18 protein-coding genes are annotated in these 20546 nt (G+C 71.4%); 6 read left to right on the plus strand and 12 right to left on the minus strand.

Translation table 11 applies throughout. From position 1 onward, the window contains the following. Positions 1-117: 117 nt before the first annotated feature. Positions 118-3432 carry an NACHT domain-containing protein gene (locus ABZ725_RS30460; RefSeq protein WP_358805722.1) on the minus strand — a complete coding sequence of 1105 codons (3315 nt, stop codon included), beginning with the start codon at positions 3430-3432 and terminating at the stop codon, positions 118-120. Further along, positions 3429-3767: a trypco2 family protein gene (locus ABZ725_RS30465; RefSeq protein WP_358805723.1), complete on the minus strand. Its 339-nt coding sequence runs from the start codon at positions 3765-3767 to the stop codon at positions 3429-3431. Before ABZ725_RS30465 ends, ABZ725_RS30460 begins: the two co-directional genes overlap by 4 nt. A 199-nt stretch (positions 3768-3966) precedes the next feature. Between ABZ725_RS30465 and ABZ725_RS30470 the strand changes: the two genes are divergently transcribed. Continuing rightward, positions 3967-4812: an intradiol ring-cleavage dioxygenase gene (locus ABZ725_RS30470; protein ID WP_358805724.1), complete on the plus strand. Its 846-nt coding sequence runs from the start codon at positions 3967-3969 to the stop codon at positions 4810-4812. Between the two features lie 65 nt (positions 4813-4877). Here the strand turns inward: ABZ725_RS30470 and ABZ725_RS30475 are convergent, their stop codons facing one another. From ABZ725_RS30475 to ABZ725_RS30500, 6 genes are all read right to left on the minus strand, one after another. Further along, positions 4878-5339, minus strand: a complete 462-nt coding sequence (locus tag ABZ725_RS30475; protein ID WP_358805725.1) for an Rrf2 family transcriptional regulator — start codon at positions 5337-5339, stop codon at positions 4878-4880. Positions 5340-5375: 36 nt separating this feature from the next. Then, entirely contained in the window at positions 5376-6887 is a 1512-nt protein-coding gene (locus ABZ725_RS30480) for an alpha-N-arabinofuranosidase (protein WP_358805726.1), read from the minus strand. Positions 6888-6954: 67 nt separating this feature from the next. Continuing rightward, positions 6955-7929: an arabinan endo-1,5-alpha-L-arabinosidase gene (locus tag ABZ725_RS30485; protein ID WP_358805727.1), complete on the minus strand. Its 975-nt coding sequence runs from the start codon at positions 7927-7929 to the stop codon at positions 6955-6957. Positions 7930-7938: 9 nt separating this feature from the next. Continuing rightward, entirely contained in the window at positions 7939-8823 is an 885-nt protein-coding gene (locus ABZ725_RS30490) for a carbohydrate ABC transporter permease (RefSeq protein WP_358805728.1), read from the minus strand. Continuing rightward, a complete protein-coding gene (locus tag ABZ725_RS30495; protein ID WP_358805906.1) occupies positions 8820-9737 on the minus strand; it encodes a sugar ABC transporter permease in 918 nt (305 codons plus the stop codon). The genes ABZ725_RS30490 and ABZ725_RS30495 overlap by 4 nt, the downstream gene beginning before the upstream one ends. Before the next feature lie 47 nt (positions 9738-9784). After that, a complete protein-coding gene (locus ABZ725_RS30500) occupies positions 9785-11143 on the minus strand; it encodes an extracellular solute-binding protein (protein WP_358805729.1) in 1359 nt (452 codons plus the stop codon). Positions 11144-11397: 254 nt separating this feature from the next. Here ABZ725_RS30500 and ABZ725_RS30505 point away from each other — a divergent pair, with 254 nt between their 5' ends. Genes ABZ725_RS30505 through ABZ725_RS30515 form a run of 3 tightly spaced genes read left to right on the plus strand, consistent with a single transcriptional unit; the run spans position 11398 to position 14733 of the window. Beyond that, positions 11398-12069: a toxin-antitoxin system, toxin component family protein gene (locus tag ABZ725_RS30505; protein WP_358805730.1), complete on the plus strand. Its 672-nt coding sequence runs from the start codon at positions 11398-11400 to the stop codon at positions 12067-12069. A gap of 8 nt (positions 12070-12077) precedes the next feature. Beyond that, positions 12078-13337, plus strand: a complete 1260-nt coding sequence (locus ABZ725_RS30510; protein WP_358805907.1) for an MAB_1171c family putative transporter — start codon at positions 12078-12080, stop codon at positions 13335-13337. Then, complete coding sequence (locus ABZ725_RS30515) at positions 13330-14733, plus strand: FAD-dependent oxidoreductase (protein ID WP_358805731.1); 1404 nt, start codon at positions 13330-13332, stop codon at positions 14731-14733. Before ABZ725_RS30510 ends, ABZ725_RS30515 begins: the two co-directional genes overlap by 8 nt. A 111-nt stretch (positions 14734-14844) precedes the next feature. Here ABZ725_RS30515 and ABZ725_RS30520 read toward each other — a convergent pair whose 3' ends face one another. Together ABZ725_RS30520 and ABZ725_RS30525 are read right to left on the minus strand one after the other, a co-directional pair. Next, positions 14845-15705, minus strand: a complete 861-nt coding sequence (locus tag ABZ725_RS30520) for an SMP-30/gluconolactonase/LRE family protein (protein ID WP_358805732.1) — start codon at positions 15703-15705, stop codon at positions 14845-14847. Continuing rightward, positions 15702-16475: an IclR family transcriptional regulator gene (locus tag ABZ725_RS30525; RefSeq protein WP_351909003.1), complete on the minus strand. Its 774-nt coding sequence runs from the start codon at positions 16473-16475 to the stop codon at positions 15702-15704. Before ABZ725_RS30525 ends, ABZ725_RS30520 begins: the two co-directional genes overlap by 4 nt. Before the next feature lie 142 nt (positions 16476-16617). Between ABZ725_RS30525 and ABZ725_RS30530 the strand changes: the two genes are divergently transcribed. Then, positions 16618-17208, plus strand: a complete 591-nt coding sequence (locus ABZ725_RS30530) for a hypothetical protein (RefSeq protein WP_351909001.1) — start codon at positions 16618-16620, stop codon at positions 17206-17208. Positions 17209-17258: 50 nt separating this feature from the next. Here the strand turns inward: ABZ725_RS30530 and ABZ725_RS30535 are convergent, their stop codons facing one another. After that, the gene (locus ABZ725_RS30535) at positions 17259-18161 is read right to left on the minus strand and encodes a hypothetical protein (protein ID WP_358805733.1); all 903 of its coding nucleotides are present in this window, start codon (positions 18159-18161) and stop codon (positions 17259-17261) included. A gap of 73 nt (positions 18162-18234) precedes the next feature. Then, positions 18235-18963: a FadR/GntR family transcriptional regulator gene (locus ABZ725_RS30540; RefSeq protein ID WP_358805734.1), complete on the minus strand. Its 729-nt coding sequence runs from the start codon at positions 18961-18963 to the stop codon at positions 18235-18237. A 183-nt stretch (positions 18964-19146) separates the two neighbouring features. On the opposite strand from ABZ725_RS30540, the gene ABZ725_RS30545 reads away from it, so the two are divergent. After that, positions 19147-20529: an SLC13 family permease gene (locus ABZ725_RS30545; RefSeq protein ID WP_358805735.1), complete on the plus strand. Its 1383-nt coding sequence runs from the start codon at positions 19147-19149 to the stop codon at positions 20527-20529. Positions 20530-20546 lie beyond the last annotated feature (17 nt).

The raw sequence follows: 20546 nt of genomic DNA on the forward strand, positions 1-20546 counted from the left end.
GCAGCGTCGGCTCCACGGAAAAACTGTGAAGCTGCTGTGAAGAACCGGGGCGATCGCATCGTAGGGAGCCCCCTGAACCACAGTCAGGTCGAACTCCGGCCATTCACCCGGGCCCGTTCACACCTCCGCCAGGCGTACGGCGGAGATCGCGGAGATCGCGAGCCGGGGACCGAATTCCTTGGCTCCGGCGATGCCGGCCCCCTCGCGGCTGATACCGACGAGATGGACGACGAGGTCGGGGATGTCCAGCAACGGCGTCAGGTCCAATGACTGCGGGGCCCGCGAATAGGGGTCGAACGACAGATGCAGCCTTCTCATCCCGGGGAACACCCGGCGCAGCTGGGACAGATGGCCGTATTCGATGAGGCCGGACAGCTCCAGATTCCGGATCTGCGGCAGTGGGGCGGCCGGCAGCAGTTCCTGCAGCGAGCGGATGGCCAGCGCCAGGTCCTCGACCTGGGGGGATCGGGACACCGCCTGCACGATCTCCGGAACGTCCCGGCCCGCGATGTCCGCGTGCAGACGGCGAAGGCTCGCCCAGCCGTCGAGATCCGCGAGCCACTCGTCGTGTTCCGAGGTCACGCTCAACTCGCGCACCCCGCTGTGCGGCCGCAGGGCCGCCCAGCCTTGCCTGGGCACTCCGGAAAGGGCGAGTCCGCGCAGTTCGCGCATCCCGGCCAGCAGCCCGAGCTGCTCCCGGGAGAAGCCCTGGACCCGTAGGGAGAGAGAGGTCAGATTCAGGTCGGGCAGCACCCGGAGATCCCGCAGGGAGGTACAGCCGGACAGCACGAGATTCCGCAGATCGCCGCGCCTGCGCAGGAATTCCAGATGCTCCACCGCCGCGTTGGCCCGAATCTCGATCTCTTCGATCCCGTCCACCGGAAGCGTGGCCTCGAGTTCCTCCGCCGAGTGGGGGCCGCTGACGACCAGCCGCCGGATGGAGCCGAACCGGGTGAGACAGGCCAGCTCCGAGGGCAGCCGGACCCGGAGCAGCGGACAGTGCATCCCGGCCAGCACGTCACGGGCGTATTCCTCGGTGGGCTGCAGGGCCCAGCCCGTCACGACGTCCCGTCGGACGTCCTCGGCCGGGTGCGGTGCGAATCGTCTGAGCGCCTGCCGGGCTCGTGCGGTGCGGATCCGCACGAGCACCGCGACGATCTTCCTGGCGGTCTCCTCGCTCAGGCCGTCCGGGCCGGGCAGCGTCTCCACGCCCCAGTCGCCCAGCTCCGTGACCTCGCTGACCTCCGTGCCGCCCTGCGGCGGCATCAGGCTGCGGACCCGGTCCCGCACCCCGCCCATCAGCCGCTCGTCCAGCGACAGGAGGCTCGTCGCGCACCGCGCCGCCAGCAGATGGAAGTGCCACCGTTGCACCCTCTTCGCGACGGCGTCCCCGCGCCGGACCAGTTCCTCGACGAGGTGATGGGCGTCCTTGCGCGTGGCATGGCCGACGGCCAGGACGATCACGTCGCTCCACGTCTCGTCCTCCGCGTGCTTCAGGAGCTCCAGGACGTATCCGCTCTCGTGGAGCTCCTTCGCGGCGAGGTAGTCCTGGAACGTGCGGTGGATGAACTCGATGGTGTCGTTCGTGCGCTCCCTGAGCAGCCCGCTCCGGTGCAGCAGGAAGAGCAGCACCCGCTCGGGCGTCTCCTCGTCGCGGAGCTGGTCCACGTCCCGTATCGCCGGTTCGAGTTGCCGGATGGCCTGGGCGCGGGTCAGCTGCTGCTGTCCGGTACGCACCAGCCAGACGGCGAGCCGCTGGAGCAACTCGTGCTGCAGGTCGGAGTCGAGGGTGACGTGGTCGGTGTGCAGGACGCCCCGGCCGGCGTCCCGGCCGCCGAGGAGCATCGCGAGGGCGGCCCGGTAGAGCGACCAGCGGGTGGTGGGCAGCAGGCCCCGCCGACGGCGGTGCAGCGCACAGATCACGGCGCAGAGCAGGGGCGTGCGGGCCATGTCGCGCAGCGCGGCGTTCCGGCCCAGCTGGTGGATCAGGTCCTGCTCCAGGGTGGTCAGCAGCTTCCGCTCGTCGACGCCGCGCCGGGTGTCGAAGAGGTGATCGCATTCCAGCCGGGCCGCGTCGTGCCAGGCACCGACGAAGGTGGTGATGTCCTCGTCGCTCATGGGGAGCAGCGTCAGCTCCGCGAAGCCGTCCTGCGCCAGCCAGTCCTTCTCGACGGCGTTGGGGCGGACGGTCGCCAGGCAGCGGGTGAACTGGTAGCGGTCGAGGAGGGCGGAGAGCCAGCGGCGGGCCTCCTCCCGCTGTCGGCCCGGGACCTCGTCCAGCCCGTCCACCAGGAGCAGTGCCCGGCGGGCTTCCAGAACCCGGCGGGTCCAGCCGTGGGGTGCGCCGTCCGTGATGCCCCGGCCGACGGACGGCAGCTCCGAGACCGTGGGGAATCGTCCGCCGCGGGCGTACATCTCCCGCAGCGGGATGACGAAGGGGACGAGGCCGTTCAGTTCGGCGAGTTCCGGCCCGAGGGTGCCGTTCGCCGCGTGCGCCGCGAGCCACCAGACGAGGGTGGTCTTGCCGGCCCCGGCCTCGCCCCGCAGCAGAACGCGGGGACGAGCGGTCAGCAGACTGTCGATGCGCTGCGGCGAGGTGTCGGACGTCCTGGAACCGCTGTCCGCGAGGATCCGGGGCTCGTCGGCCTGCAGGCTCAGATAGGCGGTGTCGAGATCCCAGCGCGATTCGCTTCTGCCGAGGTCGTCGATCCCGAAGATCTCCGTCTTGCGGTACTGCGAACTCAGGTCGGCCGCATAGCGGTTCTCGAACAGCTGGTCCTGGGGATGGACCTCGGTCACCGCCTCGAACCAGGGGATCGCGAATCCCGAACTGCGCGACACGCTCAACGCCGCCTCGATCGGGGCGGCTTCGATCCGCAGGTGATGCCGGCCGCGCGGTATCTGGGTCACGACGCCGAGCAGCACCTCCCCGGCGAAGACGGGCGCGCCCGACAGTCCCTGCAACGGCGAGGCCTCGCGGCCCCGCTCCGCCGCGGCCGGCCGGTCGAGCTCGCAGACGAGAAGGTCGCGCATCCGTCCGGCCATCGGCAGCACGGTCGCACGGTACTGGTCGAACTCCAGCTCCTCACCGCGCTCCCCGTAGCGCTGGACCCCCGGGAAGCCGACGATCTGGCAGTGCGGGACGGGCTGGCCGGTGTCGATCCGGCCGTTGCGGAAGACCCCCAGGGCGGCTTCGCTCTCGGGCGCGATCACCCGCTCCCTGGCATGCAGCAGCGCGACGTCGAAGGAGTCGTCCGCCCACTCGACCGTGCACTCCACCGCCGAGCCGGACGGGTGGATCACCTCGATGAGGTCATGCCCCTGCACCAGGTGCCGGGCCGTCAGCACGAAGTGGGTGTCGATGAGCACACCGCTCCCCTGGCCGTCGGCCCGCACGGCGACGACCCGGCCCAGCGCCGTCCCTGCGATCACCGCCCGTCACCGCTGCGCCCGAAGCGCGCCACGCTCCCCCTGCTCTCGTTCCCCACCTTCCACGGCTGCCCGGTACGCGCGTCCAGGGCCTTGAGGGTGACCGCGACCTTGTGGGTGCTGGAGCTGCCGCCCCGGGCGTCCGCTCCCGCCTCGAAGACATATGCCTTCACCTTGAGACCGCCCGCGGTCTCCTTGCGGATCTCGACGGTGAACTCCAGCTCGATGTCGCCCAGTTCGAAGACGACGTCCTGCCCGGTCGCGCGGCTCGCGGCCGTGATCAGCTCATCTCTCACCGCCTGTACGGCGTCGGCCAGTTCGACGCGGTCGTCTGCCATATGTCTCCCTCGGATCGGTGCGGCGCAGCTCAACGCTAGAGAGATCGCGGATCCGGCGTCCGGTGTTTCGCCATGTCCGAGCCATGTCCGAACCATGTCCGAACTAACGTGGAAAGGAAGGCAGTTGACCGTTGCATCCCCAGGTCCTGCACAGCCCCGCATTAAGGATTTCCTCAGGTCCGCTTCTAACTTCCTCTGCATGACGGGAAACACCGAGCACCACGACGAGTCCATCGACACCAACGACAACCAGCCGGGCAAGCACCGGCTCGACAAGAGCATGAAGCGGCGCCGCGTCCTGATCGGCGGCACCGCGGTCGCCGCGGCCGGCGGCCTCGCCGTCGCCGGGTTCGCCTCGGCGGCCGACAGCACCGCCGACAGCACCACCGCGGCCACCGAGGCCGAGGCCGCGACCAGCGCGTCCAGCGGCGTCTGCACCCTCAACGCCGAGGTCACCGAGGGCCCGTACTCCCTGGACGGCGCCCTCGTCCGCGAGGACATCCGGGAGGACAAGGAGGGCTTCGAGGTCCAGTACACCTTCACCGTCGTCGACCAGGCCAACGACTGTGCGCCGCTCGCCGACGCGCTGGTCGAGATCTGGCACTGCGACGCGCTGGGCGAGTACTCCGGCTTCGTGGGCGGCAACGGCCACACCGAGGAGGACAACGGCACCTTCCTGCGCGGCGGTCAGATGACCGACGCGAACGGCCAGTGCAGCATCACCTCGATCTGGCCCGGCCACTACGTCTCCCGCGCCGTGCACGTCCACATGCGGGTGCACACCGAGGTGACGCTCACCGACGACTCGTACACCGGCGGCGACGTCATCCACACAGGTCAGCTCTTCTTCGACGCCGACATCAACGAGGAGATCCAGGCCACCTCGCCGTACTCCGCGAACACCACCAAGGAGACGACGCTGGCCAACGACAGCATCTACGACGACGGCGGCGCGTCCTCCGGGCTGCTCACCCTGACCGCCCTCGGCTCCAGCGTGTCCGACGGCTACAAGGCGACGCTGACCGTGGGCGTCGACTCCGCCTGATCAGGCACGCGTAAACCCCGCAGTGCCGGGCCGCCGCTTCACGAGAGCGGCGGCCCGCACAGCCGTCAGGGGTTCTCCCAGGCCGCGGGTTCCGCCGCCAGCTCCTTCACCGGGGCCGGCAGCGCGTCCGCCGCGATGTCGGCGATCGTGACGCCCTCCAGGACCCGGCGCACGTTCGCCCGCAACGCGATCCACAGCGGCAGCAGGGGCTGCGCGGAGCCCGTGTACGTCAGGCCCGTCGGACGTTCGCCGCGTACGGACACGATCGGGCCGTCCACCGCCCTGATCACGTCCGCGACCGTGATCGCCGCCGGATCACGGGCCAGCCGGTAGCCGCCTCCGCCGCCGCGCCGGCTGTCGACGATCCCGCCGCGCCGCAGATCGCCGAGGATCCCCTCCAGGAACTTGTGCGGGATGTCCTGCTCGGCGGAGATCGACTCCGCCTTCACCGGGTCGCCGCCGCCCTGCCGCACGGCGAGCTCCAGCACCGCCCGTACCGCGTAGTCCGCCCTTGCCGAGATCCTCATGACCCCATTGTGAGGTCATCCCCGCACCGGAGCCCGTCACGCCAGCCTGATCACGTTCCAGGACAGCGGCTCCAGCGTCGCCGTCAGCCGGCCGTCCGTCAGCGCGGTCCCCTCCGCCGCGTGCGGGGCGACCCGCTCGGGGTCGGCGAGCGTGTTGCGCGCGTCCGGGTCGGCGTCCGCGAGCACGCTGTGCTCGACGACCGACGTCAGGTCCAGCCCGTTCAGCCCGACTTGGAGGGGCAGCGGCTCGGTGCGGCTGCGGTTGACGGCGAAGACGGTGACCGTGCCGTCCTCGGCGCGGACGGCGGTCGCGTGCAGCAGGTCCGCCTCGCCGTACTTCGCCGTCTCGTACGTCGGCGAGTCCACCCGAACGTCGAGGACCGTGCCGCGGCCGTGCTTCGAGGCCTGCGCGAACGGGAAGAACGTCGTCTGCCGCCAGGCCGGGCCGCCCGGCTCGGTGAGGATCGGCGCGATGACGTTGACGAGCTGGGCGAGACAGGCGACCGTCACCCGGTCGGCGTGCCGGAGCAGCGCGATGAGGAGGGAGCCGAAGACGACGGCGTCCATGACGCTGTAGTTGTCCTCCAGCAGACGGGGGGCCTCCGCCCAGTCCCGCGCGCCGGAGTTCTCGATCGCGTGCCACCCCGAGATGTACCAGACGTTCCACTCGTCGAAGGAGAGGTTGATCTTCTTCTTCGACTTGAGCTTCGCGCCGATGTGGTCGCAGGTGGCGACGACGTTCTCGATGAACGACTCCATGTCCACGGCGGAGGCCAGGAAGGAGTCGACGTCGCCGTCCTGGGGCTCGTAGTAGGCGTGCAGAGAGATGTAGTCGACCAGGTCGTACGTCTCCGCGAGGACCGTCGCCTCCCACTCGGCGAAGGTCGGCATGGACTGGCTGGAGGAGCCGCAGGCGACCAGTTCCACGGACGGGTCCAGCTGGCGCATGGCGCGAGCGGTCTCGGCGGCGATGCGGCCGTACTCCCCGGCGGTCTTGTGGCCGGTCTGCCAGGGGCCGTCCATCTCGTTGCCCAGACACCAGAGCCTGATGCCGAACGGGTCCTTGTCGCCGTGGTCGGCGCGGAGGTCCGAGAGCGCCGTGCCGGCCGGGTGGTTGGCGTACTCCTGGAGTTCCAGGGCCTCCGCCACGCCCCGCGTGCCGAGGTTGATCGCCATCATGGGCTCGGCCTGCGGGCCGACCTTCTTCAGGAAGGCGATGTACTCGGAGAGCCCGAAGCGGTTCGTCTCCGTCGAGCGCCAGGCGAGGTCCAGGCGGCGGGGGCGGTCCGCCACCGGGCCCACCGAGTCCTCCCACTTGTAGCCCGAGACGAAGTTGCCGCCGGGGTAGCGGATGGCCGTGACGCCGAGTTCGCGGACGAGCTCCAGGACGTCCTGGCGCAGGCCCGCCTCGTCGGCGGTGGGGTGGTCGGGTTCGAAGAGGCCCGTGTACACACAGCGGCCGAGGTGTTCCACGAAGCTGCCGAAGAGCCGGGGGTTTACTTCGCCGACCTTGAAAGCGGGGTCGAGGGTGAACTGGGCGGTGTGCATGTGCGCCTTTCGGGGAGGGGGTGCGGTTTCGTCGGCGGGTGCGGGTGGGCGGGGGTTGCCCGCGCCCCTAAAGGACTGCCGGCCAGCCGTTCTTTTTCCAGGTCAGGGTGTTCAGCCCCAGCTTCGGCGTGCCGCCGTCCGCCGCGTCGTAGTAGTGGTACGCCAGGACATCTCTGCCCCTGTCCTTGAAGATCGATTCTCCGCCGGTGCCGACGTAGCGGCCGTGGCCGGCCAGCAGCAGGTCGCCGCCGCCCTCCAGCAGGGGCTTGCCCGTGCTGTCGACGTACGGGCCCGTCACCGACGTCGATCTGCCCACCCTGATCCTGTAGGTGGAGTTCACGCCCGCGCAGCAGGTGTCGTAGGAGGCGAAGAGGTAGTAGTGGCGGCCGTGCTTGACAATGTACGGGCCCTCGACCGCGTAGGGGGCGTCCGGGCGGGTCGCCAGATGGTGGACCTGCGCGTCCGGCAGCGCCTTGCCCGTTCTCGGGTCGAGTTCGACCATGCGGATGCCTGTCCAGTACGAGCCGAAGCTCATCCACAGGCGGCCGTCGGCCTGGATCAGGGCCGGGTCGATGGCGTTCCACGAGTCCGTGCGTTCGGAGGCGAAGGCCTTGCCGTGGTCGGTCCAGGTGCCGGGGAGGCCGCTCGGGGAGGTGGCCACGCCGATCGCCGAGTGGTTGGTGCCCCAGGAGGAGACCGCGTAGTACAGCCAGTAGCGGCCGGCCCGGTAGGAGAGGTCGGGGGCCCAGGGGTCGCCGGTGTCGTTGTACTCGTACCACCAACTCGGCGGCCGGTCGAAGGCGTTGCCCGCGTCGTCCCACCGGACGCGGTCCCTCGATGTGCGGGCCCCGATGACGCCGCCGGTCGAATAGGCCACGTAGCCGCCGGACTTGAGGCGGAGCACCGTCGGGTCGTGGATGATCTGCTGGCCCGTGATCGGCTGCGGGTCGGGGTAGGTGACGTCGGCCCGGGCCGTGCCCGGGAGCAGGGTGACGACCGCCGCGATCAGCAGGGTCGTCGCGGATCTGAGACTGAGGCGCACCGGATCTCCTTACTGTCCCGCCAGTCCCGTGTGGGCCACGCCCTTGACGATCTGGCTCTGGAAGAAGACGAACACGACGATCAGCGGGAGGCCCGCCAGCAGGCCGCCGGCCATGAGCTGGGGCCAGACGATGCCGAAGGCGTTCTGCACGGTGGCGATGCCGTTCGGCATGGTCATCAGGTCGGGGTTGTTGGTCACCATGTACGGCCAGAGGAAGTTGTTCCAGGAGGCGATGAAGGTGAAGATGCCGACCGCCGAGAGGGAGGGCTTGGACAGCGGCAGGACGATCGTGAAGAAGATCCGCCAGCGGCCCGCGCCGTCGATGAAGGCCGCCTCCTCCAGTTCGCGGGGCAGCGACTGGAAGAACTTGTAGAGGATGTAGACCATCGCCGCCGGGGCGCACTGCGGCAGGATCATGCCCCAGTAGGTGTCGACCATGCCGAGCGACTGGACCGTGGTGAAGAGCGGGACGCCGAGGATCGCCGGGGAGAACATCAGGCCCGCCATCGTCAGCGCCAGCAGGGCCGACTTGCCCCGGAACTCCGTGCGGGCGAAGCCGTAGCCCGCGAGGGAGGCGACCGCCAGGACGATGAAGGTGACGCAGACCGACACGACCACCGAGTTCACGAACCAGTTGGGGATGTTGCCGGCCTCGATCACCGCCTTCCAGGACTCCGCCGTGAAGTCCTGCGGGATCCAGCGCGGGGAGGTCACCGAGTCGGTGGGGGTCTTGAGCGAGGTGGACAGCGCCCAGGCCAGCGGGGCCAGCCAGAGGAGGGAGAGGGCCGCCGCCACCAGGGTCAGGGCGATCTGGGCCGGGGTCCAGGTGCTGCGCGGCTTGCGGAGGAGGGGGGTCGGCCGCTCGGCCGTCGGGTTCGTCGTCGCTGTCGTCATCGGGGCGTGCCCTCCTCGCGGTTGCGCAGCAGCCACATCCGCCCGAGGGCGACGGCCGCGACGATGATGAAGAGGATGAAGGAGATCGCGGAGGCGTAGCCCACGCGGTAGCTGGTGAAGCCCTGTTCGAGGGTGTACTGGACGAAGGTGCGGGTCGATTCCTCGGGTCCCGGCCCGAACTGGTACATCACCACCGCCTGGTCGAAGACCTGGAGCGAGGCCAGGATCTGCAGGGCGAAGACCAGCCCGGTGATGTTGCGCAGGTTGGGCACGGTGATGTGGAGCATCCGCTGGAAGGCGTTCGCCCCGTCCAACTCGGCCGCCTCGTAGAGATGTTGGGGGATGTTCTGGAGGGCGGCCAGATAGAGGAGGAAGGAGAAGCCGACCGTCCACCAGACGGTCGCGATGACGACCGCGAGCATCGCCGTGGACTTCTGGGTGAGCCAGGGGGTGTCCCAGCCCAGGACGTGGTTGACCATGCCGTTGGTGGGCTGGAACAGCCACCACCACAGGTTGCCGATGACCGCGGAGGGCAGCAGGAACGGGGCGAAGAAGCACAGCCGCCACAGCCACTTGAAGTGCACGGTGTGGTGGGCGATCAGGGCCATCAGCAGGGCCAGGACGACGATCGCCGGGACCACGTACAGGGTGAACTGCACGCTGTGCCAGAGCGAGTCCCAGACCAGGTCGTCCTTCAGGGCCTCGCGGTAGTTGTCGAGGCCCACGAAACCGGTGTGCTCTCCGGAGATGTTGGCGTCCGTGAAGCTGAGGTAGAGGCCGCGGACGACCGGCAGGACGACGAACAGGCCGTAGAGGACGAAGAAGGGGGCCACGAACCAGCCGCCGTGCTGGAAACGGCGGCCCCAGCGGGCGCGGGCGGAGTCGGCGGCCACCGCGGTGCGCGACGACGGCAGCGTCCCGGCGTGCGCGAGCGTGCTCAGGTGGGTGCTCGGGTGGGTGGTCACGCGCTCGCTCCCTTCAGCTCCTCGGCTGCCGTGCGGCCGTCCATCGGGTTCTTCATCGTCAGCAGTTGCCGGAGCGTCGACTTCATGCGGCGGGCCGCCGCGTCCGGTGCGGCGGAGCCGAGGTTGGAGGCGGCGACGATCGGGCCGAGGCGCTGGGCGAGGATGCCGGTGGAGCCGGCGAACCAGATGTGGGGTTCGTTGGCCTGGTGGTCCATGGCCGGGCGCGAGTACTCGTTCTGCGGGGCGAGCTTCAGATAGGCCGGGTCCTCGAAGGTCGGCAGATAGGCGGGGACATGGCCGCCGTTCGCCCAGGTGGTGGCGTGGGTGACCATGTAGGCGGCGAGCCGGTACGCGCCCCTGTCCGCGTCGCCGCCGCGACCGGCCTGGTGGGGCAGGACGAAGGAGTGCGACTCGGCGTGGGTGGCCGGGGAGCCGAACACCGGAGGCAGCGGCTGGGCCCCGTACTCGACCTTCTCGCCGTTGAAGTACGGCACCGACCAGTTGCCCTCCCAGGTGAAGGGCGAACCGGCGAGGAAGGCCTCGCCGTCCGCCTCGCCGACGGTGACATAGCCGTCGGTGACGTGTTTGCGGAGGAACTCCAGGACCTGGGTGGCCTTGTCGGTGTCGAAGGTGAGGGTCGTCCGGTCGTCGTCGAAGTAGGTGCCGCCGAGCTGCTGGTAGAAGGCGACGAAGAACCACCAGCAGAAGTTCTGGTCGTTGGCGTGCAGGCCGAGCGTCTGCCGGCCGTTCTTCAGCTGCCCCTTGGCGGTCTTGAGGATCTCGAACCAGTCGTCGGTGGAGGTGGCGGTGGGGAGGCGGCCGTCGGCGTCGAGGAGGCCGGCCTTCTCGCAGACGTCCTTGCGGTAGAAGTTCAGCTGGACGTGGATGTCGAGCGGCAGCGCGTACAACTTGCCGTCCACGACGCCGCGTTGCCACAGCACCGGGTTGAAGTCGGCCTCTCGCACCCCGTATTGGGCGAGGAGGTCCACGTCCCACGGGTCGAGCAGGCGGCCGGGCGCGAAGCCGGGGATGCGGCCCTGGTGCATGACCCCGAGGTCGGGGGCGCGGTTTCCGGCGGCGGCCATGGCGAGCTTGGTGTAGTAGGGGCCGCCCCAGGCGAGCGTGGAGTCCTTGACCGCGGTGTCCGGGTTCGCCTTGCGGAAGGCGTCCACCATCGCGACCTGGTTGGCCCCGTCGCCGCCCTGGAAAAGGTTCCAGTAACGGACGCGGGTGCGGGCGCCGGCCGCGAGCGCGTCGGCTCCCGTGCCGAGGGCCGCGAAGCCGAGGCTGCCCGCCACCGCCAGTCCGCCCGCGGCGGCGAGCAGTTGCCTGCGATTCAGGCCAGGTTGTCCCATACCTTGCCCCTGTCGTTGCTGTCGGTGACCATTCGTTCGACATTTCGGATCATGCTCGCAACTTCGAACGGACCGTAAAATCGAAGCGCCTGCGCGTCAATGCTTTCGACAGGATCTCTGATAGCGCTTTCTATCCTTGAGTCCTCAACGATCTCCTTCGCCGATCTCCCGCTCGACGACTTCTCGTGACGGGGACACGACCGGCCGCGTAGTCTCGAACAGGCCGCCGTACGGCGGTTGCGAAGGGGGAGCTGATGGACGTCGCGGGCGCGCGCGGGAGGGCGGCCCGGATCGCCTCGGCGCTGCGGCGCGCGAGGACCGGACCCGCCATGCGCGAGCTGACCGGCGATCTCTCCGCCGCGTTGCGGGCGCGCCCCTGTCGGCCCCGCGGTGTGCGGGACGTGTGCCGGGCGCTGTGCGAGGAGATGTCCGCGCTGCGCGGCGGACGCCCCGTCGAGCTGCGCTTCGAGCGCTTCCCCGACGCCTTCGAGGTGACCGGGCTGTGGGTGGAGTTCCAGGACTTCGACCTGGTCATCGTCGAGGAGCGGGCCGAGGACGTGCAGCAGCTGGTCATCCTCGGCCATGAGCTGTGGCATCTGCACGCCGGGCACCGGCACCACCACCACGGCGTCGGCACGGCCGCGGCGGGCGTCCTCGCCGACCGGATCGCCGACCGGTCCGACTGGGACTCCATCGCGCTGACCGTCGCCGCCCGCAACGGCTCCCGGGCGGACGACGAGGCCGAGGCCGACGACTTCGGGCACCGGCTCGCGGCCCGCGTCCGGCGCTATCTGACCGACTCCGCAGCGACGGTCTCCGGGTCGGCCCGATCCGCGGGACAGGCGGGACCCGTCGGCCCCGCCGCCGAGACCTCCGCGGTCCAGCGGACCCTCGGCTATCGCGGACGCCGGGGTGCGGCGCGGTGAGCCATGGAATGTACATCTCGTTCTGGCTGCCCACCGTGGTCCTGGGCGCGGCCCTCGCCATCAAGCTGCCCAGCATCCTCAAGCTCTGGCGGGACCCGCTGCTGCGCGCCGTCGGCGGCCTGCTGGTGTTCGCCTGCGCGGTGTTCGTGTTCGCGGCCCCGAAGACCATCGCCTGGACCAACCGGGTCACCGGTGTGCCGAACATCGCGGCCCCCTGGGTGTACTCCCTGCTCACCGCGCTGTCCGCGTCCTGGCTGCTGCTGATCATCGCCTGGCGCAACGGCCGCACCGAGCGCTCCGCCCAGACCCGGCGCGCGACCCGCTGGGTGGTCTCCGTCTACGCGGGTGTGGTGGTCGCGCTGTGGGTGCTGTTCGCGCTCGCCGACGTCCCCGTGGAGCAGATCCAGGACCTGGACACCTACTACGCCAACACGCCGTTCATGCGCGAGGAGATCCTGCTCTACCTGCTCGCGCACACGGTGGCCTGCTCGGTCACGGCCCGGCTCGTGTGGAACTGGAGCCGCACCGACGGCCTCGACGCCTGGCTGCGCTGGGGCCTGAGGTTCCTGGGGGCCGGCTATGTGACGAACCTGCTGTTCAGCGCGGCGAAGCTGACGGCCGTCGCGGCCCGGTGGACCGGGCACGACCTGGACTGGCTGAACACCAGCATCGCGCCGTCGGCGGCCTGTGTCGCCGCCACGCTGGTCGCGATCGGCTTCATCGTCCCGCACGCCGGCCAGTACCTGCAGGAGCGGTGGCGGATCCGCCGTCGGCACCGCAGCCTCAAGCCGCTGTCCCGGCTGATGCGGACCGTCGCGGGCGGGCGCGAGCCGTTCGACCTGCGCGCCACCCCGGAACTGCGGCTCATCCGCCGCGAGACGTTCATCCGCGACGCGCTCCTCCAACTGGCCCGGCACCTCGACGACGATCTGCGCGCCCGGTCCTACGAGGCCGCCGTCGCCCTCGGCTTCGAGCGCGGCGTCGCCCAGACGCTGGCCGCCGCGGTGACGCTCCTGGACGCCGTCGAGGCGAGGGAGCAGCGGTCCCGGCCGCACGCGCAGCCGCCCGCGCCGGAACACCCCGCCTCCCCCGCCTCCGCCTCCCCTGCCTCCGCCGCCGCTTCCCTGTCCTCCCCGCCCCGCGCCGACACCACCTACCTCCTGCGGGAGATCCAGGCGGTGTCCCTCGTCCTTCGCCACCCCGACGACATCCAGGCGGTGCGCGCCCGCGCGAACGCCCCGGCAGAGAGCTTGTCCACGCATGAGTGAACCCTCCAACCCCGCCAGAACCGCCGTAGTCCTGGGGGGATCCCATGCGGGCATGCTCGCGGCACGCGCCCTGACCGGCCTCGCCGACCGGGTCGTCGTCGTCGAGCGGGATGTGCTGCCCGACGGCCCCGCGCCCCGCAAGGGCCTGCCGCAGGCCCGCCACGCCCACATGCTGTGGTCGGGCGGGGTGCGGGCGGTGGCGGAACTGCTGCCGGACATCGTCGAGGCGCTGCTGGCCGTCGGGGCGCGCCGGTCCCCGGTGACGACGGACATGGTCGTCCTGGGCGCGCGCGGCTGGTTCCGCCGCTGGCCCGAGTCCCACCACGTGATCCTGGCCGGCCGCGACCTCCTGGACGCGACGATCCGCGCGCAGGTCCTCGCGGACGACCGGGTCGAACTGCTGTCCGGAACCGAGGCGGTGGGGCTCGTGGGGGACGCGGGTGCGGTCACCGGGGTACGGGCGCAGGAACGATCCGGCGCGGAGCGGGTGATCCCGGCCGGGTTCGTCGTCGACGCGACCGGGCGGGGATCGCGGGCCGAGGGGTGGCTGGGGGAGCTCGGGCTGCCGTCGGTGGAGCGGCGCGAGGTGGACTCCGGGCTCGCCTATGCCAGTCGGCTGTATCTCGCGCCCGAGCAGGCGCGGTCCGGGTACCCGATCGTCAACGTGCAGCCCGACCCGCGGGACGGCCGGCCCGGTCGGGCGGGGTTTCTGCTGCCCATCGAGGACGGCCGCTGGATCGTCACCCTCAACGGCACCCGGGGCGGCGAACCCTCCTCCGCCAACGACGACTTCGTCCGCTTCGCCCGTGAGGAACTGCGCCACCCCGTCATCGGGCAGCTCCTGGAACAGGCCGAGCCGCTGTCCGACGTGTCGTACACCCGGACCACCCTCAACCGCCGTCACTTCTACGAGCGGATGCCGGCCTGGCCGGAGAACTTCGCCGTCCTCGGGGACGCCCTCGCCGCGTACAACCCGCTCTACGGCCATGGCCTCGCGGTCGCCGCCCAGAGCGCGGTGGCCCTGCGGGACGTCGTCCGGCGGCACGGGTGGGACTCGCCCCGGCTGTCCCGTCGCGTCCAGAAGGCGGTGGCCCGGCCGGCCCAGACCGCCTGGGACCTCGCCGTCGGCCAGGACGTGTTCTATCCGGGCGCGACCGAGAACGGGCCGACGCTGCGGGACCGGCTCCAGTCGGCGTACGTCGGCCGTCTGATGCACACGGCCACCGGCAACGGCCGGATCGCCCGCCGGGTGACGGACGTGACGTCGCTGGAGCGCGGCCCGCAGGTGCTGTTGACCCCGTCGGTGCTGGTGGCCGCCGCCGTGGGGTCGCTGAAGCCCGCGTTGAGCGGGCCGCCGCTGTCGGGGGACGAGTTGAAGCGGGCCGGGTTGGAGTAGGCGCGGCCGTCGGGGGCGGCGGGGCGGGTTGCGCGGCCCGGCGCTGCGGGGGGCCGCCCCCGGTGGGCCGGGAGCCGCCCCCGCGGCGCCGCTGCCCGCGGTGACGAGCTGTCAGCCCTTGAACGGCGGCTGGGCCAGGCCCTTTCCCGCCCCCGGGACCACCAGCAGTGAGCCCGCCACCGGGTGCGGGGCGGCCAGGCCCACCCGGGCCGTGGTGATGTACAGGTCCGTCAGGTCGGGGCCGCCGAACGCGCAGGCCGTGACGCGCGGCGTCGGCAGGGCGATCACCCGGTCCAGTGCGCCGTCCGGGGTGTAGCGGCGGACCGCCGCCCCGTCCCACAGCGCCACCCACACACAGCCGTCGGCGTCGACGGTGAGGCCGTCGGGAAAGCCCGCGCCGTCCTCGATCTCGACCAGGGGACGGCGGCCGGACACCCGTCCGTCCGGCGCGCGGTCGAAGACGTCGACGCGGCGGGTCGGCGAGTCGATGTAGTACATCAGCGTGCCGTCCGGGCTCCAGCCCGTCCCGTTGCTCACCGCCACGTCGTCGAGGATCACCTCGGCCGAGCCGTCGCCGGTGAGCCGGGACAGGGTGCCGCCGCCGGGCGCCTCGTCGTAGCGCATGGTGCCGGCCCACAGGGAGCCGTCGGGGGCCACGGCCGCGTCGTTGGCGCGGCGGCCGGGGACCGGCTCGTGGTGCAGCCAGCGGAAGCCGCCGTCGTCGTCGAGGAGGCCCACGCCGTCCCGCAGGTTGAGGACCAGGCCGCCGCCGGCGCGGGGCTTGGCCGCGCCCACGTGCTGGTCGGTCACCCGGACCGTGCGACGGCCGGTCGCGGGGTCGTAGGTGTGCAGCCGGGAGCCCAGGATGTCGAGCCAGAGCAGCCGGCCGGCGGCCGGGTCCCAGGTCGGGCCCTCGCCGAGGGTCGCCTCGGCCCGGACCGCGACCTCGTAGGCCGTGCCGGTCGTCGTCATGCCACGCTCCGGTAGCCCAGGAGCTCGGACAGCTCGGCCGCGCCCTTCATGGCGAGCTGCTCCAGTTCGACGCGGCGCTCGTCGCTCCAGCGGATCATCGGCACCGAGATGGAGAGGGCGGCGACGACCTGACCCGTGCGGTCGCGCACCGGAGCCGCGACACAGCTGACGTCCGGGTTGGACTCGCGGCTCTCGACGGCGACCCCGCGCTCGCGGATCTCCGCCAGGGCCTCGCGCAGGGCGTCGGGCTCGGTGATGCTGTTGGGGGTCATCCGGACGAGGTCGGCGTCGTCGGGGATCCGCGCGCTGAGCTCCGGCTCGGGGAGCGAGGCCAGCAGCATCTTGCCGACGGAGGTGCAGTGGGCGGGCAGCCGGCGGCCCGCGGCCGAGACCATCCGGACCGCGTGCGTCGAGTCGACCTTGGCGATGTAGATGACGTCGGTGCCTTCGAGGATCGCTACGTGGACCGTCTCGTCACACGTTTCAGCGACGGTGCGCGCGACCTGCTGACCCTCGGCGGCGAGGTCGAGCTGCTCTGCGTAGCGGCTGCCGAGCTGGTACGGGCGGACCCCCAGGCGGTACCGTCCGGGCTGTCCGGGCACGGGAACGATGTACGACCGCGCCGAGAGCGTGGTCACGAGTTCGTGCACGGTGGTGCGCGGAAGCTGGAGCTTGCGCACTATGTCGGGGGCGGAGAGCGAACCGTCCCCGTCGAGGAAGAGCTCGAGAATGTCGAGAGCTCGGGTCACGGCAGGTACGAGGCGTCCCATGTCCGGCCCCCTCCCTTAGTTAGTTGTCTCAGTGCCTGTGTTCGAGATTTCAACAGGCGATCGGCATGACGAACACAGGCTGTCATATGGCTTTCCGCTGGGCAATGGTCGTGAAACGTGCGGGTGGGCCAGGATGGGGGGCATGCCGACCCAGAAGCGCCTTGCCGGCTCTTTCACATCGTTCGACTTCCAACTCGTCCTGCTGCGCCGCATGAACGACCACAACCCGGAACTGGTGGACACGGCACGCCGCGGACTCGGCGTCTCCCTCACCCAGATGCGGGAGGCCAACAAGCGCTGGCAGTCCATGACCCACTCCCCGCACTCACGCGGCGCGCTCTCCCGCTACCGCACGGTGCTCGGCGAACCGGAGTCCAGAACCCCCCGCCGCGTCGGCGACCTCGACTGCGAGGCCTGGCTCTGGCCGGTCCAGCTCTGGCCCGAGCTGCGCTTCGAGGTGCTGGTCGCCCCGAACGGCATGGCCTGGAACGAGTGGCTGGTCCGCGCCCCGCAATCCGAACCGCCGACCCTGACCAGCCTCGCCGACCTCACCCCCTGGTCCTGCACGGTCGACGAGGTCGCCGAGGCCTTCGCCCCGGCCCACCCCCTGGAGGGCTCCGCCCCCACCCGCTGGGGCCTCGCCTACACCGCACCGGACGGTCGGGGGGTGGAACGGGAGGTCGTCTCCGAGTTCACCTGGGGACTGCTGCAACGGACGACGGCCAGACAGTAGGAGGAACGGGGGAAGAACAGGGGAATCCGAAGGCCGCGGTCAGGCGGCGGTCAAGGGGTGACGGCCGCCGCCAGGATCGCCGCCGCCACGGCCGACACCGACTCCGGGTGCAGGAACAGGAAGAGGTTCGGCTCGACCAGCTCCAGCTCCATCACGCGCGGTTCGCCGTCGTCGCCGTCCACCAGGTCGACCCGCGCGTAGAGCAGCTCGGGCGCGTCCGGCACGGCGGCCAGGGCGCGCTCCGCGACGGCGAGCTCGGCCCGCGTCGGCGTCCAGGGCTCCAGGCCGGGGTGGGCGACCTTGTCCGCGTCGAAGGCGATGCCGGGCGCCAGTACCGCCCGCTTGCGACTGGCGTGCAGGAGGCGTCCGCCGAAGAACTGCAGGGCCCGCTCGCCGCCGGTGTCGATGCCGCGCAGATACGGCTGCACCATCGCCGTCAGCCCCTCCGCGTGCATCCGCGCGAGGTGCCGGACGGCCGTCTCGTGCTGCTCGGGCGTGTACCGGGCGGCGTAGCGGGCGCCGGCGCCGGAAGCGGGCTTGACGACGTACTCGTGGTCGCCCGGCAGTCCATGGGAGCCGGTGGGGCCGTCGGGGCCGGTGGGCTCGCCCGGGGCGAGGTAGCGCGTGGGGACCGTGGGCACCCCGGCCGCCGCGAGCTCCCCGAGGTAGCGCTTGTCGCTGTTCCAGCGCACGACGGCGGCCGGATTCGCCAGTCGCGTCAACTTGCCGCACCGCTCCGCCCACGCCGTGAACTCGTCCGCCCGCCAGCTGTAGTCCCAGGTCGAGCGGATGACGGCGAGGTCGTAGGAGGCCCAGTCGACCTCGTCGTCGTCCCAGATCACGGCGTCGGCCTCGGCCCCCGCCGCCTCCAGCGCGGCTCGCAGCACGGGAAGGTCGCGGTCCTTGCTCGGCTCCGGCCGGGGGTCATAGGTGACGAGGGCGACTCGGGGCACGACAGGACTCCGTTCTCGTACGTCCGTGCGCCTTTCGCGCACCCGTGCAGGCTAACGGCCGACGACCCGACCGTCAGTCCTCGCCCTCGCCCTCCCTCTCGTCGTCGCCCGGCTCCCAGTCCAGCAGCCGCACCTTCGCCACCGTGCGCACGTGCCGGCGCATCGCCGCGGCCGCCTGCCGAGGCCGGCGGGCGGCGATCGCGTCGACGATGGCCTGGTGCTGGGCGAGGGAGCGGGCGGGTCGGCCGGGCTGGCGCAGGGACTCGGTACGGCTCTCGGCGATCTGGTCGGCGATGGAGCGCATGAACTCCGCGAGGAGGCTGCTGTGGGCGGCCGCCGTCACCGCCGCGTGGAAGCGGCGGTCGCCCTCGACGCCGTGAGCGTCCCGCTCGATCTCCTCGGCCATGTGCGCGAGCGCCGAGCGCATCGCGGTCAGGTCCTCCTCCGTGCGGCGCTCGGCGGCCAGTTCGGCGAGCTTGGTCTCCAGCGCCTCGCGGGCCTCCAGCACGTCCGGCAGCCGCCGGCGGCGCTCGACCATCTCCTCGACCGGCTCGACGTCCAGGCTGTCGCGGACCAGATACGTGCCCCCGCCGTGCCGCGCCTCCACCAGGCCCTGGACCTCCAGGACCACGATGGCCTGCTTCACCGAGGCCCGGCTGACGCCCAGCCGCTGGGCCAGGTCGCGCTCCGGCGGGAGCCGGTCACCGGCCTTCAGGCCGCCCTCGACGACGTACTGACGCAGCCGGTCCAGCACCTGCTCGTAGAGGCGCTGTTTCGTCATGGGCCGCAGGGCGTCGGTCACGGGGTCCCCCTCTCGTCGCCGCACGCCCTCTTGACGGGCGCTCCGGCTGCCTCCACGCTACCCCCAGCCCAGCAAAGTGGCTGATCCACTCAGCCACCGAACCACTACCGAACCGCCCACCGAACCACCACCGAACCACTCCCCCCACTCTCCTGCGCTCGGGACCCAACGACGGGAGCCCGTATGTCCCCCGAACTCATCTCGATCCTCGTCCTGGTCGTGGTGTTCGTCATCGCCACCACCCGTTCCGTCAACATGGGCGCGCTGGCCTTCGCCGCCGCCTTCGGGGTCGGCGAACTCGTCGCCGACCTCGATGCGGACGGGATCTTCGCCGGCTTCCCCGGCGCCCTGTTCGTCGTCCTGGTCGGTGTCACGTACCTCTTCGCGATCGCCCGCGCCAACGGCACCACCGACTGGCTGGTGCACGCCGCGATCCGGCTCGTGCGGGGGCGGGTGGCGCTCATCCCCTGGGTGATGTTCGCCCTCACCGGCGCGCTCACGGCGATCGGCGCGGTCAGCCCGGCCGCGGTCGCCATCGTCGCGCCGATCGCGCTGAGCTTCGCCGCCCAGTACGGGATCAGTCCGCTGCTGATGGGCGCGATGGTGGTGCACGGCGCCCAGGCGGGCGGCTTCTCGCCGATCAGCATCTACGGGACGATCGTCAACGGCATCGTCGAGCGCGAGCACCTCCCCGGCAACGAGGTCGCGCTCTTCCTCGCCTCCCTGTTCGCCAATCTCGTCATCGCCGCCGTCGTGTTCGTGCTGTTCGGCGGACGGAAGCTGTGGGCGCGGGGCGCGCAAGCCGCGGCGGGGCCGGCTCCGGAGGCCGGCGCCGCACCCGCGAAGGGGGACCCCCCGGCCCTCGACGGGACCGCCGCACAACCCTCCGACACCGCCGGGCAGCCCTCCGGCACCGCCACCGTCGTCGCGGCTGCCAGCGACGCTCCCGCCGTCGCCGTCGCCGTGAGCCTCACCCCGGCCCGGGTCGCCACCCTCGGCGCGCTGGTCGCCCTCGTCGTCGCCGTGCTCGCCTTCGACCTCGACGCCGGGCTGACCGCGATCACCCTCGCCGTCCTGCTGAGCACCTTCTGGCCGGAGGACAGCCGCAAGGCGGTGGGCCAGATCGCATGGTCGACGGTGCTGCTGATCTGCGGTGTCCTGACGTACGTCGGCGTCCTGGACGAGATGGGCACCATCAAGTGGGCCGGCGAGGGCGTGAGCGGCATCGGCGTCCCGCTGCTGGCGGCGGTGCTGCTCTGCTACATCGGCGCGATCGTGTCCGCGTTCGCCTCCTCCGTGGGGATCATGGGGGCGCTGATCCCGCTGGCCGTGCCGTTCCTCGCGCAGGGCGAGATCGGGGCGGTCGGCATGATCGCCGCGCTCGCGGTGTCGGCGACGGTCGTGGACGTCAGCCCGTTCTCGACGAACGGCGCGCTCGTTCTGGCCGCGGCGCCGGAGGTCGACCGCGAGCGTTTCTTCAGACAGCTGATGATCTACGGAGGGGCCGTGGTGGCGGTCGTACCCGCGGTGGTGTGGCTGGTGATGGTCGTGCCAGGGTTCGGGTAGACCCGGCAGGCGGCAGA

This window comes from Streptomyces sp. NPDC006872 (assembly GCF_040635845.1).
Taxonomy (GTDB): domain Bacteria; phylum Actinomycetota; class Actinomycetes; order Streptomycetales; family Streptomycetaceae; genus Streptomyces.

Coding starts and splice junctions, on each gene's coding strand:
- ABZ725_RS30490 (WP_358805728.1), bottom strand. CDS start 8,823: ATGACGACAGCGACGACGAACCCGACGGCCGAGCGGCCGACCCCCCTC.
- ABZ725_RS30525 (WP_351909003.1), bottom strand. CDS start 16,475: ATGGGACGCCTCGTACCTGCCGTGACCCGAGCTCTCGACATTCTCGAG.
- ABZ725_RS30470 (WP_358805724.1), top strand. CDS start 3,967: ATGACGGGAAACACCGAGCACCACGACGAGTCCATCGACACCAACGAC.
- ABZ725_RS30505 (WP_358805730.1), top strand. CDS start 11,398: ATGGACGTCGCGGGCGCGCGCGGGAGGGCGGCCCGGATCGCCTCGGCG.
- ABZ725_RS30545 (WP_358805735.1), top strand. CDS start 19,147: ATGTCCCCCGAACTCATCTCGATCCTCGTCCTGGTCGTGGTGTTCGTC.
- ABZ725_RS30480 (WP_358805726.1), bottom strand. CDS start 6,887: ATGCACACCGCCCAGTTCACCCTCGACCCCGCTTTCAAGGTCGGCGAA.
- ABZ725_RS30475 (WP_358805725.1), bottom strand. CDS start 5,339: ATGAGGATCTCGGCAAGGGCGGACTACGCGGTACGGGCGGTGCTGGAG.
- ABZ725_RS30530 (WP_351909001.1), top strand. CDS start 16,618: ATGCCGACCCAGAAGCGCCTTGCCGGCTCTTTCACATCGTTCGACTTC.
- ABZ725_RS30515 (WP_358805731.1), top strand. CDS start 13,330: ATGAGTGAACCCTCCAACCCCGCCAGAACCGCCGTAGTCCTGGGGGGA.
- ABZ725_RS30465 (WP_358805723.1), bottom strand. CDS start 3,767: ATGGCAGACGACCGCGTCGAACTGGCCGACGCCGTACAGGCGGTGAGA.
- ABZ725_RS30510 (WP_358805907.1), top strand. CDS start 12,078: ATGTACATCTCGTTCTGGCTGCCCACCGTGGTCCTGGGCGCGGCCCTC.
- ABZ725_RS30500 (WP_358805729.1), bottom strand. CDS start 11,143: ATGGGACAACCTGGCCTGAATCGCAGGCAACTGCTCGCCGCCGCGGGC.
- ABZ725_RS30520 (WP_358805732.1), bottom strand. CDS start 15,705: ATGACGACGACCGGCACGGCCTACGAGGTCGCGGTCCGGGCCGAGGCG.